Below are 14,887 nucleotides of genomic sequence, written 5' to 3'. Positions count from 1 at the left end.
GCTGGGCCACTTTCCCGGGCGCCCCCGCTGACCTGGGTGCGGAGGAGTCGCTACCGTTACCGGTCCCACCCAAGTTACTTACCGGTAAATCGCAAGGAGGCCCGGTGCCGGCCCCCCAGCCACCCGCGACCCCGCCGCACGAGGTCCGCCCGGCCGAGGCCCTCCAGGACGCCCCTCGGGGCGCCGGACCCCCGGCCCCCACCCGCTCCCCGGAGGCCCCCGAGGGGGGCGCCGCCCGGGCCAAGGGGCGGCCGCGCAGCGCCGCCGCCGACCGCGCCATCCTGGACGCCACCCGCGAGACCCTCGCCGAACTCGGCTGGGGCGGACTGACCATGGGCCACGTCGCGACCAGGGCCGGGGTCGCCAAGACCACCCTGTACCGGCGCTGGCCGTCCAAGAACGAGCTGGTGGTCGACGCCGTCGCGAGCCTCTTCGACGAGCTGGTGATGCCCGACCTCGGCAGCCTGCGGGCCGACATCGAGGCGGTGGTGACCCAGTTCGCCGATCTGCTGGCCCGCCCGGAGACCCAGGCCGCGCTGCTCGCCCTGTTCGCCGAGGGCACCCGCGACCGCCAGCTGCGGCGGCGGATCCGGGAGGCGATCGTCGATCCGCAGAAGCGGCTGGTGCGGCAGGGCCGGTCCGCCGCCCAGACCCGGGGCGAGCTGGCCCCGGACTGCGACGAGGCCAGCGCCCGCGAGGAGATAGACATCATCTTCGACACCATCGCCGGGACGGTCGAGCACCGGGTGCTGGTCAGCGGCGAACCGATCACCCCGGAGTGGACCCGCCGGTTCACCGGTCTGCTGCTCGGCCCGTTCCCGAGCCTGCTCGGCGACTGACGGCGGCCGGAGGCACGCCGAAGGGCCGTCCGGCGCCCGAGGGCACCGGACGGCCCGACCGTCCTCCGGGCTAGAACCGGGCGGTCTCCCGGTAGATGCCCCACTCCTCGCGCAGGGCGTTGCAGATCTCGCCGAGGGTCGCCTCGGCGCGCACCGCGTCCAGCATCGGCGGGATCATCGACGCGCCGGAGCGCGCGGCGGCCAGCATCGCGTCCAGCCCGGCCCGGACCGCGGCCTCGTCCCTGGCCGCCCGACGGGCGCCCAGCACCCGGACCTGCTCCCGCTCCACCTCGTGGCTGACCCGGAGGATCTCCAGCTCGGGGGTGACGCTGCGCGGGTGGCAGTTGACGCCGACGACCCGCTTCTCGCCCTTCTCCACCGACTGCTGGTACTGGAAGGCCGCCTCGGCGATCTCACCGGTGAACCAGCCGTCCTCGATCCCGCGCAGGATGCCGGAGGTGATCGGACCGATCGGGTGGTCCTCGCGGCCCTTGTCCAGGATCTTCCGGAAGATCTCCTCGGCCTGCTGCTCGATCCGGTCGGTCATCGCCTCGACGTACCAGGAACCGCCCAGCGGGTCGGCCACATTGGTGATGCCGGTCTCCTCCATCAGCACCTGCTGGGTGCGCAGGGCGATCTCGGCGGCCTGCTCGGAGGGCAGCGCCAGGGTCTCGTCCAGGGCGTTGGTGTGCAGCGAGTTGGTGCCGCCGAGCACCGCCGAGAGCGCCTCGACGGCGGTGCGGACCACGTTGTTGTACGGCTGCTGCGCGGTGAGCGAGACGCCGGCGGTCTGGGTGTGGAACCGCAGCCACTGGGCCTTGTCGGTCTTGGCGCCGAACCGCTCGCGCATCCAGCGGGCCCAGATCCGCCGGGCGGCGCGGAACTTGGCGATCTCCTCGAAGAAGTCGAGGTGCGCGTCGAAGAAGAACGACAGGCCGGGCGCGAAGACGTCCACGTCCAGGCCCCGGGAGAGGCCCAGCTCGACGTAGGCGAAGCCGTCGGCCAGGGTGTACGCGAGCTCCTGCGCGGCCGTCGCCCCGGCCTCGCGGATGTGGTAGCCGGAGACCGACAGCGGCTTGTAGGCCGGGATGCCCTCGGCGCAGTGGGCCATCAGGTCGCCGATCAGGCGCAGGTGCGGCTCGGGTGCGAAGAGCCACTCCTTCTGGGCGATGTACTCCTTGAAGATGTCGGTCTGCAGGGTGCCGTTGAGCACGGCCGGGTCGACGCCCTGCCGCTCGGCGGCGACCAGGTACATGCAGAAGATCGGCACGGCCGGGCCGCTGATCGTCATCGAGGTGGTGACCTCGCCGAGCGGGATGCCGCGGAACAGCACCTCCATGTCGGCGGCCGAGTCGATCGCCACGCCGCAGTGGCCGACCTCGCCGAGCGAACGCGCGTCGTCCGAGTCGTAGCCCATCAGGGTGGGCATGTCGAAGGCCACCGAGAGGCCGCCGCCGCCCGCCTCCAGGATCATCCGGTAGCGCTCGTTGGTCTGCTCGGCGTTGCCGAAGCCGGCGAACTGGCGGATGGTCCACGTCCGGCCCCGGTAGCCGGTCGCGTGCAGGCCGCGGGTGTACGGGTACTCCCCGGGCCAGCCGATCCGCTCGAAGCCCTCGACGGGCTGCCCGGGGGCCGGGCCGTAGACCGGCTCGACCTCGTCCCCGGAGAGGGTGGTGAAGTCCGCGTCCCGCTTGCGGGCGCTGTCGTACCGCTGCTGCCAGCGCTGCCGTCCGCGCTCGATCTCCTCGGCGTCCATGACCCCGAACTCCGCTCCGTACGGCCGCCACAGCAACGGGCGGCACAGCTATTAGGACGTCCTACCAATTTACTCGGACGTCCTACTATTTGTCGACGGACACCCGGCCAAGCGCACCGGGAGCATGCGAAAGGGCGCCCTCCCCCGGACGGGGAAGAGCGCCCTCGACGAACTCGACGAACTCGACGGCTTCCTGCGCGGCGGTCGGCGGCGGTTCCGCTCAGACACCGGCCGGCTGGCGCGCGGCGTCAGCGGCGGCCGGCCCGGCGGCCGCCTCGGCGACCACCTTGCGCTCGGCCACGAAGGAGGCGAACGGGATGCAGCCGGCGGCCAGGAAGAAGACCATCCGCCCCAGCGGCCACTTGAGCTTCTGGCCGAGCAGGAAGGTCACCACGAAGTACCCGATGTAGAGGTAGCCGTGCAGCATCGCGACATAGGTGGTCACATCCTCGGCCGCGTGGAAGCCGTACTTCGCGACCATGAAACCGCAGAAGACCAGCAGCGCCACACCGGTCGCAACGGCCAGCGCGCGGTACCAGCCCAGCAGGGGGGTCGCCTTCATCTCTACATCGCCTCGCCAGTCAGCATCGGGGGGTACGTCCTGATCCGCGCACCGCTCCCACGAGGGTAGCCGCCCTCACGCCCCGCCCGGCGCAGGCCCCTCGCCCGGCAACTCGGCGAAGTCGCCGGCCGCCACCCGCAGCGGGCGCAGCAGGTCGAACACCTCGCGGCACTGCCCGGCGTCGAACTCCTCGAGACCGAAGTCCATCGCCATGAGCTCCCCGGTGGCCCCCTCGACGACCTCGCGCCCGCGGTCGGTGATCGTGGCGAGCACGCCGCGGCCGTCCAGCGGATTGGGGCGGCGGGCGACCAGCCCGGCCCGCTCCAGACGGTCGACGGTGTTGGTGACGCTGGTCGGGTGGACCATCAGACGCTCGCCGATCTTGGAGAGCGACAGCTCTCCGGTCCGGCTGAAGGTGAGCAGGACCAGCGCCTCGTAGCGGGCGAAGGTCAGCCCGTACGGCTTGAGCACCGCGTCCACACGGGAGAGCAGGATCTGATGGGCCCGCATGATCGAGGTGATCGCCGCCATCGCGGGGACGGCTCCCCAGCGGCGGGTCCACAGCTCGTCGGCACGGGCGATCGGGTCGAAGTCGAGTGCGAGGGGCTTGGCCACCCGCCAACCGTACCGGCGGGAGCGGCCGGTGCTACCAGGCGTCCTGAGGGATGGACAAGCGCGACACGTGGCGGGATCCCGCCAGCGGGTCCGTCAGGTCCGTACCAGCACGTTGCGGGGGTGTGAACGCGTACCAACCGTTTCGCCGGCCGGGGCGGGCGGGCCCCGGGCGGCCCGCGGGCGGCATCCGCGCCGCTACCGGGCGTCGGTTCGGACCGGAACCCCTGGCGGGGCCGGGGGATTCGCCCCTTTCCTCACTCTGTTCACGTTCCGCCGCATTGGCGAGACCTGGCCAATCCATGAACAAGACCTGTCATTTCACTTGTTCGATTGTCATGCTTTCGGCCAGCCCCGTCCGGTGGCCACCGCCCCACTCACCGGTGACCGCCGTGGACCGCACGGAGCAGCACGTCAGCGCCCGTTCCGCCCCTCAGGTGCCACCCCCGGCACCTCGGAGCGCGGCGCGCCCGCACACACGCGGTTTTCCGGAAGGACCTGTACGTGAAGCGAAAGCTCGCAGCCGGCGCCGTACTCTCCGCCACCGCCCTCCTCACCGGCGTCATCCAGGTGAGCACCGCCGCCCAGGCCACGCCCACCCCCTCGGTCCAGGCCCAGGCCGCCGAGCACCGCGCCGGCCTGATCGCCCTGGCGAACGGCGAGGCCGGCCCGCTGACCAAGGCCCTCGGGCTCGGCGGCCGGGAGACCCTGGTGGCCAAGGACGCCGTGGTGGACGCCGACGGCACCCGCCACCTCCGCTTCGAGCGCACCTACGCCGGACTCCCGGTGCTGGGCGGCGACCTGGTCGTGCACCAGACCGCCGGCGGCTCCGTCGCGGCCGTGGACAAGGCCGTCACCGCGCAGATCGCGGTGCCGAGCCTGACCCCGGCGATCCCGGCCGACAAGGCCGCCGCCCAGGCCTCCGGCGCGGTGCAGTCCACCGTCGGCATCGCCGCCGACAAGGACGAGTCCCCGCTGACCGAGGTGCGCCAGGCCGGCGCCGCCCAGCTGGTCGTCTGGGCCGCCGACGGCAACCCGCGCCTGGCGTACCGGACCACCGTCGAGGGCGTCCGCGCCGACGGCACCCCGAGCAGCCAGCTGCTGGTCACCGACGCCGCCACCGGCCAGGTGCTCTCCACCCACGAGCAGGTGCAGACCGCCACCGGCACCGGCAAGGGCGTCTTCGTCGGCAGCGTCCCGCTGACCACCTCCACCGCCACCGGCGGCTACTCGCTGAAGGACGCCTCCCGCGGCGGCCAGTCCACCGTCGACTTCAGGAACCGGACCTCCGGCTCGGGCACGCTGTACACCGACGCGGACAACGCCTGGGGCGACGGCACCGTCGCCAGCGGCCAGTCGGCCGCGGTGGACGCGCAGTTCGGCGCGGCGGCCACCTGGGACTTCTACAAGAACACCTTCGGCCGCAACGGCATCAAGAACAACGGCGTCGGCGCCACCAGCCGCGTTCACTACGGCAAGAACTACGTGAACGCGTTCTGGAGCGACCAGTGCTTCTGCATGTCGTACGGTGACGGCGCGAGCAACACCCACCCGCTGACCGAGATCGACGTGGCCGGCCACGAGATGACCCACGGCGTCACCTCCGCCACCGCCGGGCTGAACTACTCGGGCGAGTCCGGCGGCCTCAACGAGGCCACCTCGGACATCTTCGGCACCATGGTCGAGTTCTCCGCCAACCTCGCCACCGACGTGCCGGACTACCTGATCGGCGAGGAGATCGACCTCAACGGCAACGGCACGCCGCTGCGCTACATGGACAAGCCCTCCAAGGACGGCGGCTCGGCCGACTCCTGGTCGTCGGGCGTCGGCAGCCTGGACGTCCACTACTCCTCGGGTGTCGGCAACCACTTCTTCTACCTGCTGGCCGAGGGCAGTGGCGCGAAGACCATCAACGGTGTCGCCTACAACAGCCCGACCTCCAACGGCTCGACGCTCACCGGCATCGGCCGCGACAAGGCCGCGGCGATCTGGTACCGCGCGCTGACGGTCTACTTCACCTCGACCACCAACTACAAGGCGGCCCGGACCGGCACCCTGAGCGCCGCCCAGGACCTCTACGGCGCCGGCAGCGCCGAGTACAACGCGGTCGCGGCCGCGTGGAGCGGCGTCAACGTCAACTGACGCGCGGTCCGACGGACGTCCGGGGCCCTCACTGGGAGGGGAGGCCCCGGACGTCCGTCTTTTCCCCGCCCGCGTAGCAAGGCCGGCGGAGGCCGACAAGGGCCGCCGTTGGCGGGATCCCGCCACCGGACGAAAGCGGACAACCGGCACAACCGTCGCACGGCCACCACCCGTTCGGTCGGTGGCGAACCCTGGCCAATGCCCGACGGCTCCCTGTTGTTCAGCGGACTGACTTGTCATGCTTCTGTCCAAGCCCCGTCCGGACGTCCGTCGCCCCACCCACCGACGGACCGTCAGGCCGCACGGAGCAGCACGTCAACGCCCTACCGCCCCAAGGCGCCAACCCCGGCGCCCCGGTACGCGGCGTGACCGCGCACCCGCGGTTTCGTGGAAGGAACCCGCACGTGAAGCGAAAGCTGACAGCCGGCGCCGTACTCTCCGCCTCCGCACTGCTGGCCGGCGCCATCCAGGTCGCCGCCGCCCCCGCCCACGCCGCCCCCGTCCAGCAGCGCGAGGCGCTCGTCGCCCTGGCCGGCCAGCAGGCCGCGCCGGTGGCGAAGGCGCTCGCCCTCGGCGGCCAGGAGCAGCTGGTCGTCAAGGACGCGATCGTGGACGCCAACGGCACCCGCCACCTGCGCTACGACCGGACCTACGCCGGCCTGCCGGTGCTGGGCGGCGACCTCGTCGTGCACCAGAAGGCCAACGGCACCATCGCCTCGGTGGACCGCGCCTTCGACGGCCGGCTCGCGCTGCCGAGCCTCACCCCGGCGCTCTCCGCCGGCACCGCCTCCACCCAGGCCGTCGACTCGGTCCGGGCCACCGTCGGCATCGCCCCGGCCGACGAGGACGCGTCCCCGGTCACCCGGGTCGACGGCGCGAGCAGCCCGGCCCTGGTGGTCTGGGCGGGCGACGGCAGCCCGCGACTGGCGTACCAGACCGTGGTCCACGGCGAGCGCGCCGACGGCACCCCGAGCAGCCAGCGACTGGTCACCGACGCCGCCACCGGCCAGCTGCTCTCCACCCACGAGGAGGTGCAGACCGCCACCGGCACCGGCAAGGGCGTGCACGTCGGGACGGTGACCCTGACCACCACCCTGAGCGGCTCCACGTACCAGCTCAAGGACGGGTCCCGCGGCAACCAGTGGACCGGCAACGCCAAGAGCGGCAACGCGCTGTACACCGACGCGGACAACAACTGGGGCAACGGCACCGCCTCGGACACCCAGTCCGCCGCGGTCGACGCGCAGTTCGGCACCGGCGCCACCTGGGACTACTACAAGGCCAGGTTCAACCGGAACGGCATCAAGAACAACGGCGTCGGCGCCAGCAACCGCGTGCACTACGGCAACGCCTATGTCAACGCCTTCTGGCAGGACTCCTGCTTCTGCATGACGTACGGCGACGGCACCAACAACGCCAACCCGCTGACCGCCGTCGACGTGGCCGGCCACGAGATGAGCCACGGCGTCACGGCGGCGACCGCCAACCTCACCTACTCCGGCGAGTCCGGCGGCCTCAACGAGGCCACCTCGGACATCTTCGGCACCATGGTCGAGTGGTACGCCAACCTGCCCTCGGACGTGCCGGACTACCTGATCGGCGAGAAGATCAACATCTTCGGCAACGGTCAGCCGCTGCGCTACATGGACAAGCCCTCCAAGGACGGCTCGTCCAAGGACGCCTGGTACTCCGGGGTCGGCAACGTCGACGTCCACTACTCCTCGGGTGTCGCCAACCACTTCTTCTACCTGCTGGCCGAGGGCAGCGGCGCGAAGGTGATCAACGGCGTCAGCTACAACAGCCCGACGTCCAACGGCTCTACGGTCACCGGCATCGGCCGCGACAAGGCCGCCGCGATCTGGTACCGCGCGCTGACGACCTACTTCACCTCCAGCACCAACTACAAGGCCGCCCGCACCGGGACCCTGAGCGCCGCCAGGGACCTCTACGGCGCGGGCAGCGCGGAGTACAACACGGTGGCCGCGGCCTGGAGCGCGGTGAACGTCAACTAGTAGGGACCGGACCACTCCCGGAAAAGCGACAGGCTGCCGGGGCCCACTGGGAGAGGGGGCCCCGGCAGCCTGTCGGCGTCGGGCGACGGGCGCCGGGACTGCGACGGGCGCCGGGCGCCGGGACAGTCGCGCGGGCCCGGTCAGGCCGCGGCCGGCACCGCGGCCGCGGCCCCGGCGCGCTCCTCCTTGGCGAGCATCCGCTCGGCCACGAAGCCCCCGCCGGGCAGCACCGACAGGACGAACATCACGGCGCCGCGCTTGACGTCCCACTTCTGCGACTGCCAGGCCATGATCCAGAAGACCACGTAGAGGATGAACAGGATCCCGTGGACCATGCCCATCACCGGCACGCCGTTGAAGCTGGTGGTGCGCTTGAGCACCGAGCACAGCAGCAGGAGCAGGAAGGAGACCCCTTCGGGGCCGGAGACCAGGCGCAGGCGGTGGACGGCGCTGCTGTTCACGATGGGTACCTCGATACGGGGGCTCGGAGATCGCTTGTGAACCGGCTCACAAGCATCCGCCCCATTATCACCGAGCACATGTCCGAACCCGCCCCCGGGGTGCGGGGACCGGAGTCCGGGCGGCCGCTTTGTACCGGACGCGTACCAGAACACCGCCTCCCCCTCCCCGGCCCGGCCCGTCGACCGCTACATTGCGGCGGTGGCACAGTTTCGACTCCAGGGGTCCAAGACGCTCGCCGTCGACATGACCGGCGACCTCGTGAAGGCCAAGAACGGTTCGATGGTCGCGTACACCGGCCAGATGAACTTCAAGAAGCTCAGCGGTGGCGGTGACGGCATCCGCGGCATGGTGACCCGTCGGCTCACCGGCGAGCAGATGACGGTCATGGAGGTGAAAGGACAGGGCACCTGCTACTTCGCCGACCAGGCCACCGAGATCAACCTGGTACGGCTGAACGGCGAGACGCTCTACGTCGAGTCCGACAATCTGCTCTGCACCGAGGGCACGCTCAAGACCGGTACCAGCTTCACCGGCCTGAACGGCGTCTCCTCCGGCAACGGCCTCTTCACCACCAAGGTGGAGGGGCACGGCTGGGCCGCCGTCACCTCGAAGGGACCGGCGGTCATCCTCCGGGTGTCCCAGGGCATGCCGCTGCGGGTCGACCCCGGCGCGTACGTGGCGCACACCGGCAACCTCAACCGCTCCATCAAGTCCGGCGCCGGCTGGAGCACCTTCATCGGCGAGGGCGGCGGCGAGGCCGTCCAGGTGGAGTTCACCGGCGAGGGGCTGGTCTACGTGCAGCCCTCCGAGAAGCTGACCGTCGGGGGCGACGTCTGATGGCGTTCACGAAGATCAACAGCAAGATGATCGAGGCCCGGGTCGTGCCGGGCCAGCGGCTGTTCAGCCAGCGCGGCGCGATGCTGGCGTACACCGGCGAGGTGCGGTTCACGCCGAACATCACCGGCGGCCAGGGCGGCGTCATGTCGATGATCGGCCGCCGGGTGGCCAACGAGGACACCCCGCTGATGACCGTCGACGGCCAGGGCACCGTGCTGTTCGGCCACGGCGGCCACCATGTGCAGGTGATCGACCTGACCGGCGACACCCTGTACGTCGAGGCCGACCGGCTGCTCGCCTTCGAGGGCTCGCTGCAGCAGTCCACCATGTTCATGGGCTCGCAGGGCGGCGTGATGGGCATGGTCCGCGGCCAGGTGACCGGCCAGGGCCTGTTCACCACCAAGCTGGACGGCCACGGCGCGGTCGCGGTGATGGCGCACGGCGGCGTCTTCGAGCTGCCGATCACCCCGAACCAGCCGGTGCACGTCGACCCGCAGGCCTATGTCGCGCACCGCGGCCAGGTCCAGAACAAGCTGTCGACCGCGCTGGGATGGCGCGACATGATCGGCCGCGGCTCCGGCGAGGCGTTCCAGCTGGAGCTGTCCGGGCACGGCACGGTGTACGTGCAGGCGAGCGAGGAGAAGCTCTGATGTCCTACCCGCCGCAGCCCCCGTACGGGCAGCCCCAGGACCCGTACGGCCAGCCCCCGTACGGCCAGCCGACCCAGCCCGGATACCCCGCCGCCCCGCCGCCCGGATACCCGCCGCAGGGCTACCCCCAGCAGGGCCAGCAGCCCTACCCCCCGCAGGGCTACCCGCAGCAGGGCGGCTACCCGCCGCCCCCGCCGCAGGGCTACCCGGCCCAGCCGCCGCAGCAGTACGCCCAGGAGCAGTACGGCGGCGCGCAGGCCCCGCTGCCCAAGGCGCAGGACGGCACCGGTCCGGTCGTCCACGACGTGCACAGTCTGCCGTCCGACGACAACGTCAACCCGTACACCTTCTCGGTGGACCTCAACGGCTCGTACTTCCTGCAGAAGGGCAAGATGATCGCCTACTACGGCGACATCTCCTTCAAGGGCGTGGGCGCCGGGGCGATCGACCGGATGCTCGGGCAGCACTTCAACTCGCCGATGCACGCGGCGGACTGGGTGGTCGCCGAGGGCCGCGGCAAGCTGCTGCTGGCCGACCGGGCCTTCGACCTCAACTCCTACGACCTGGAGGAGGGGAACCTGACGGTCCGCTCGGGGAACCTGCTGGCGTACGAGCCCACCCTGCGGCTCAAGCAGTCGATCATCCCGGGCTTCCTGACCCTGATCGGCAGCGGCAAGTTCGTCGCCGCCTCGAACGGGCCGGTGCACTTCGTCGAGCCGCCGATCCGGGTGGACCCGCAGGCGCTGGTCGGCTGGGCGGACTGCCCGGCGCCGTGCCACCACTACGACCACGACTACATGCACGGCGTGATCGGCGGCCTGCGCCGGCTCACCGGGCTGGGCGGGGCCTCCGGCGAGGAGCACCAGTTCGAGTTCATCGGCGCCGGCCAGGTGCTGCTCCAGTCCAGCGAGGTGCTGATGGCCGAGCGCGCCGTCGGCCAGGTGCACGCCGAGGCCGGGGTGCCGATGGGCGGGGTACCGGGCCAGCACGGCGCCGGCCAGGGCGGCCAGCTGCCGAACGTGAACGTGCCCGGCCTCGGTAACCTGGGCGACCTCGGGCGGCGCTTCGGGCTCTGACCCGCCCGCTCGCTCGCTCGCTCGCCGATCCGGCCGCGGGCACCGCGCCCCCCGCGCGGCGCCCGCGGCCGGATCGCGACGCCCGTCGCCGTGTGAACGCCGGTAAAGTCGTACAACATTGAACTAAGTGCGCTATCGTAGGGCCATGGACACGCACACCGTCGACCCGGCAGACGCCCCGGCCCCGCAGCCCGGAGGGCCCGAGGAGGAGACCCCCTGGCTGACCGTCCGGGAGCAGCGGCTGTGGCGCGCCCACCTGGAGGTCGCCAAGCTGCTGGAGTACCAGCTGAGCCGCGAGCTCCAGCCGCACAACCTGGCGATCAACGACTACGAGATCCTGGTCGTGCTCTCCGAGGCGCCCGAGCGGCGGCTGCGGATGACCGACCTGGCCACCGCGACCCTCCAGTCGAAGAGCCGGCTCTCGCACCAGATCACCCGCATGGAGAACGCCGGCCTGGTGCTGCGCCAGGAGTGCCCCGGCGACCGCCGCGGCCTCTACGCCAACCTCACCGAGCAGGGCTGGGAGACCATGCAGCGGGTCGCGCCCGACCACGTGCGCAGCGTCCGGGCCCACTTCATCGACCGCTTCACCCCCGAGCAGCTCGACGCGATGTACGAGGCGCTCGCCCCGGTCGCCGAGCACCTGCGCGGCCTGCGCGGACGCGGCTGAGCAGCCCTCGCCGCAGCCGGTCCCGCGCGGCCGGCACCGGCCGGTCACCGCGGCCGGCACCCCCGGCGGTGGTACCGGCCGCGGCCCCGGGCCGGCTCAGCTCGTGGTCAGGCCCGCCACCAGCTGGTCGGACGCGCCGTACGGGTCCAGCTCGCCGGCCACCACCTTCTCGGCCAGCGCGGCCAGCTGCCGGTCGCCGTGCAGGTCGCCGATCCGGGCGCGCAGCGCGGCCAGCGCGATCGCCTCGATCTCCTGGGCGGCCCGGCGGCGGCGCCGCACCGCCAGCTCGCCGTGCTCCTCCAGCCAGGCGCGGTGCTTCTCCAGCGCCTCCACCACCTCGTCCACGCCCTCGCCCCGGGCCGCCACGGTCTTCACGATCGGCGGGCGCCAGGCCCCCGCCTCGCGGGCCTCGCCGAGGCCCAGCATGTGGTTCAGCTCCCTGGCGGTGGCGTCGGCGCCGTCCCGGTCGGCCTTGTTGACCACGAACAGGTCGCCGATCTCCAGGATCCCGGCCTTGGCGGCCTGGATGCCGTCGCCCATCCCGGGGGCCAGCAGCACCACCGCGGTGTCGGCCTGCGCGGCGATCTCCACCTCGGACTGGCCGACGCCCACGGTCTCGACCAGGATCACGTCGCAGCCGGCCGCGTCCAGCACCCGCAGCGCCTGCGGGGCGGCCCAGGACAGACCGCCCAGGTGGCCCCGGGTGGCCATCGAGCGGATGAACACCTCGGGGTCGGTGGCGTGGTCCTGCATCCGGACCCGGTCGCCGAGCAGCGCCCCGCCGGAGAACGGCGAGGACGGGTCGACCGCCAGCACGCCGACCCGCTTGCCCAGCCGCCGGTAGGCGGAGACCAGCGCCGAGGTGGAGGTGGACTTGCCCACGCCCGGCGAGCCGGTCAGCCCGACCGTGTAGGCGTGCCCGGTGTACGGCGCCAGCGCGGCCATCACCTCGCGCAGCTCCGGTGCGGCGTTCTCGACCAGTGAGATCAGGCGGGCGACGGCCCGCGGACGGCCCTGCCGGGCCTGCTCGACCAGGGTCGGCACATCGATCATGGGTGGGTCTCCTTGCGCCGAAGGGCCGCGCCCCGCTTGTGGCGGTGCGCAGCCCCGGTGTGGTTCGGTCGGTGGGCCGGTGCGGGTCAGGCCTTCGGGACCCGCACGATCAGCGCGTCACCCTGACCGCCGCCGCCGCAGAGCGCGGCCGCGCCGATGCCGCCGCCGCGGCGCTTCAGCTCCAGCGCGAGGTGCAGCACGACCCGGGCGCCGGACATCCCGATCGGGTGACCCAGCGCGATCGCGCCGCCGTTGACGTTGACGATCTCCGGGGAGACGCCGAGGTCCTTGGTCGACTGGTGGGCGACGGCGGCGAAGGCCTCGTTGATCTCGATCAGGTCGAGGTCCTCGACCGCGATGCCCTCCTTGGCCACCGCGTGCCTGATCGCGTTGGACGGCTGCGACTGCAGCGAGTTGTCCGGGCCCGCGACGTTGCCGTGCGCGCCGATCTCGGCGATCCAGCTCAGGCCCAGCTCCTCGGCCTTGGCCTTGCTCATCACGACCACGGCGGCGGCGCCGTCCGAGATCTGCGAGGAGGTGCCGGCGGTGATGGTGCCGTCCTTGGCGAACGCCGGGCGCAGCCGGGCCAGGCCCTCGACCGTGGTGTCGGCGCGGATGCCCTCGTCCTGGCCGAACACGACCGGCTCGCCCCTGCGCTGCGGGATCTCCACCGGGACGATCTCGGCGTCGAAGACGCCGTCGGCCTGGGCCTTGGCCGCGCGCTGGTGCGAGGCGGCGGCGATCTCGTCCTGGGCCTCGCGCGGGATGCCGAGCCGGGCGTTGTGCTTCTCGGTGGACTCGCCCATCGGGATGTTCTCGTAGGCGTCGGTCAGGCCGTCGTGGGCCATCGCGTCGAGCAGCTCGATCGCGCCGTACTTGTAGCCCTCGCGGGACTTCGGCAGCAGGTGCGGGGCGTTGGTCATCGACTCCTGGCCACCGGCCACCACGATGTCGAACTCGCCGGCCCGGATCAGCTGGTCGGCCAGCGCGATGGCGTCCAGGCCGGAGAGGCAGACCTTGTTGATGGTGAGCGCCGGGACGCTCATCGGGATGCCGGCCTTGACGGCGGCCTGGCGGGCCGGGATCTGGCCGGCGCCGGCCTGGAGGACCTGGCCCATGATCACGTACTGGACCTGGTCGCCGGTGATGCCGGACCGCTCCAGCGCGGCCTTGATGGCGAAGGCGCCGAGTTCCGCGCCGGAGAAGCCCTTCAGGGAGCCGAGCAGGCGGCCCATCGGGGTGCGTGCCCCGGCGACGATCACAGAGGTGGTGTTGGTCATGGGACGAGCCCCTTCGCACGTCGTGGCCAGGTGGAGGATCGCGCTCAATCTACTGACCTGTTACCCGCCCGTCACCGGACCCATGGTGTGATCGAGCGCACTGGCACGGCCCGGTCAACACCGTGCCGACCCGGCGCGGGTGAACCCTGCCGGGCCCGTGTGAGCAGACTCGCACCCCGATCGGTGGCGCCGCCGACCGCCATGCGCTGCACTGTTGCCGTCCTGTCGCGCCCACCCCTCACCGGAGGCCATCCGTGCTCACCCGCATCGACCACATCGGTATCGCCTGCCGAGACCTCGACAAGACGGTCGAGTTCTACCGCGCCACCTACGGCTTCGAGGTGTTCCACAGCGAGGTCAACGAGGAGCAGGGGGTCCGCGAGGCCATGCTCAGGATCAACGACACCGGCGACGGCGGCGCCTCCTACCTCCAGCTGCTGGAGCCGGTCCGGGAGGACTCCCCGGTCGGCAAGTGGCTGGCCAAGAACGGCGAGGGCGTCCACCACATCGCCTTCGGCACCGCCGACGTCGACGCCGACTCCGAGGAGATCCGCGCCAAGGGCGTCCGGGTGCTCTACGACGAGCCGCGGACCGGCTCGATGGGCTCGCGGATCACCTTCCTGCACCCCAAGGACTGCGGCGGGGTGCTGACCGAGCTGGTCACCGCCGCCGGGACGGGCGCGCAGGAGGACCACTGACCCCTCCCCCGGGTGCCGCCGCCGTGCGGCGCCCGGGTCTCCGGGGCCCCGCCACGGCCATGACCGGCCGGTAACCTCACCTGTCGGGCCGGAAAACCCCCACGCGACCGTTCCCCCGCCACACGCTCCCACTACAATGCCCAGGTGCGCGAAGACTCCGGGGGACGGAGACGACGGGCACGGCCGAAGACAGGCCCGTCCGCCCCGGTGGGAGGCCCGTCGCAGGGGAGTCCACTTC

14 protein-coding genes are annotated in these 14,887 nt (G+C 72.0%); 8 read left to right on the top strand and 6 right to left on the bottom strand.

Features of this window, described 5'->3' with window-relative positions; translation table 11 throughout:
- Window positions 1-104: 104 nt before the first annotated feature.
- Entirely contained in the window at window positions 105-839 is a 735-nt protein-coding gene (locus tag SM793_RS03480; protein WP_413815865.1) for a TetR/AcrR family transcriptional regulator, read from the top strand.
- Between the two features lie 70 nt (window positions 840-909).
- Here the strand turns inward: SM793_RS03480 and SM793_RS03475 are convergent, their stop codons facing one another.
- The 3 genes from SM793_RS03475 to SM793_RS03465 form a co-directional block, all read right to left on the bottom strand.
- Window positions 910-2,595, bottom strand: coding sequence for a methylmalonyl-CoA mutase (locus SM793_RS03475; RefSeq protein WP_320436477.1), 1,686 nt, complete (start codon window positions 2,593-2,595; stop codon window positions 910-912).
- 220 nt (window positions 2,596-2,815) lie between these two features.
- Window positions 2,816-3,157: a DUF3817 domain-containing protein gene (locus SM793_RS03470; RefSeq protein ID WP_320436476.1), complete on the bottom strand. Its 342-nt coding sequence runs from the start codon at window positions 3,155-3,157 to the stop codon at window positions 2,816-2,818.
- Window positions 3,158-3,232: 75 nt separating this feature from the next.
- The gene (locus SM793_RS03465) at window positions 3,233-3,772 is read right to left on the bottom strand and encodes a MarR family transcriptional regulator (protein WP_320436475.1); all 540 of its coding nucleotides are present in this window, start codon (window positions 3,770-3,772) and stop codon (window positions 3,233-3,235) included.
- Window positions 3,773-4,273: 501 nt separating this feature from the next.
- On the opposite strand from SM793_RS03465, the gene SM793_RS03460 reads away from it, so the two are divergent.
- Window positions 4,274-5,911 carry a M4 family metallopeptidase gene (locus tag SM793_RS03460; RefSeq protein ID WP_320436474.1) on the top strand — a complete coding sequence of 546 codons (1,638 nt, stop codon included), beginning with the start codon at window positions 4,274-4,276 and terminating at the stop codon, window positions 5,909-5,911.
- Between the two features lie 404 nt (window positions 5,912-6,315).
- The gene (locus SM793_RS03455; RefSeq protein WP_320436473.1) at window positions 6,316-7,923 is read left to right on the top strand and encodes a M4 family metallopeptidase; all 1,608 of its coding nucleotides are present in this window, start codon (window positions 6,316-6,318) and stop codon (window positions 7,921-7,923) included.
- Between the two features lie 140 nt (window positions 7,924-8,063).
- On the opposite strand, the gene SM793_RS03450 is transcribed toward SM793_RS03455, so the two are convergent.
- Window positions 8,064-8,387, bottom strand: a complete 324-nt coding sequence (locus tag SM793_RS03450; RefSeq protein ID WP_320436555.1) for a DUF3817 domain-containing protein — start codon at window positions 8,385-8,387, stop codon at window positions 8,064-8,066.
- Between the two features lie 196 nt (window positions 8,388-8,583).
- Between SM793_RS03450 and SM793_RS03445 the strand changes: the two genes are divergently transcribed.
- The 4 genes from SM793_RS03445 to SM793_RS03430 all read left to right on the top strand — a co-directional run bounded on the left by SM793_RS03445 (window position 8,584) and on the right by SM793_RS03430 (window position 11,618).
- A complete protein-coding gene (locus SM793_RS03445) occupies window positions 8,584-9,222 on the top strand; it encodes an AIM24 family protein (protein WP_320436472.1) in 639 nt (212 codons plus the stop codon).
- Window positions 9,222-9,872, top strand: a complete 651-nt coding sequence (locus SM793_RS03440; protein ID WP_320436471.1) for an AIM24 family protein — start codon at window positions 9,222-9,224, stop codon at window positions 9,870-9,872. Before SM793_RS03445 ends, SM793_RS03440 begins: the two co-directional genes overlap by 1 nt.
- A 263-nt stretch (window positions 9,873-10,135) precedes the next feature.
- Complete coding sequence (locus SM793_RS03435) at window positions 10,136-10,948, top strand: AIM24 family protein (protein WP_320436554.1); 813 nt, start codon at window positions 10,136-10,138, stop codon at window positions 10,946-10,948.
- Between the two features lie 145 nt (window positions 10,949-11,093).
- On the top strand, window positions 11,094-11,618 hold the full coding sequence (locus SM793_RS03430) for a MarR family winged helix-turn-helix transcriptional regulator (protein WP_320436470.1): 525 nt from the start codon (window positions 11,094-11,096) through the stop codon (window positions 11,616-11,618).
- A 96-nt stretch (window positions 11,619-11,714) separates the two neighbouring features.
- Here SM793_RS03430 and meaB read toward each other — a convergent pair whose 3' ends face one another.
- Together meaB and SM793_RS03420 are read right to left on the bottom strand one after the other, a co-directional pair.
- Window positions 11,715-12,671 carry a methylmalonyl Co-A mutase-associated GTPase MeaB gene (gene meaB / locus SM793_RS03425; RefSeq protein WP_320436469.1) on the bottom strand — a complete coding sequence of 319 codons (957 nt, stop codon included), beginning with the start codon at window positions 12,669-12,671 and terminating at the stop codon, window positions 11,715-11,717.
- Window positions 12,672-12,757: 86 nt separating this feature from the next.
- Window positions 12,758-13,951, bottom strand: coding sequence for an acetyl-CoA C-acetyltransferase (locus SM793_RS03420; RefSeq protein ID WP_320436468.1), 1,194 nt, complete (start codon window positions 13,949-13,951; stop codon window positions 12,758-12,760).
- Between the two features lie 254 nt (window positions 13,952-14,205).
- On the opposite strand from SM793_RS03420, the gene mce reads away from it, so the two are divergent.
- Window positions 14,206-14,649: a methylmalonyl-CoA epimerase gene (gene mce / locus SM793_RS03415; RefSeq protein WP_320436467.1), complete on the top strand. Its 444-nt coding sequence runs from the start codon at window positions 14,206-14,208 to the stop codon at window positions 14,647-14,649.
- Window positions 14,650-14,887: the final 238 nt, after the last annotated feature.

This window comes from Kitasatospora purpeofusca, assembly GCF_034043715.1.
GTDB classification, from domain to species: Bacteria; Actinomycetota; Actinomycetes; order Streptomycetales; family Streptomycetaceae; genus Kitasatospora; species Kitasatospora purpeofusca_A.
This window is presented reverse-complemented; position numbering and strand designations above follow the sequence as displayed.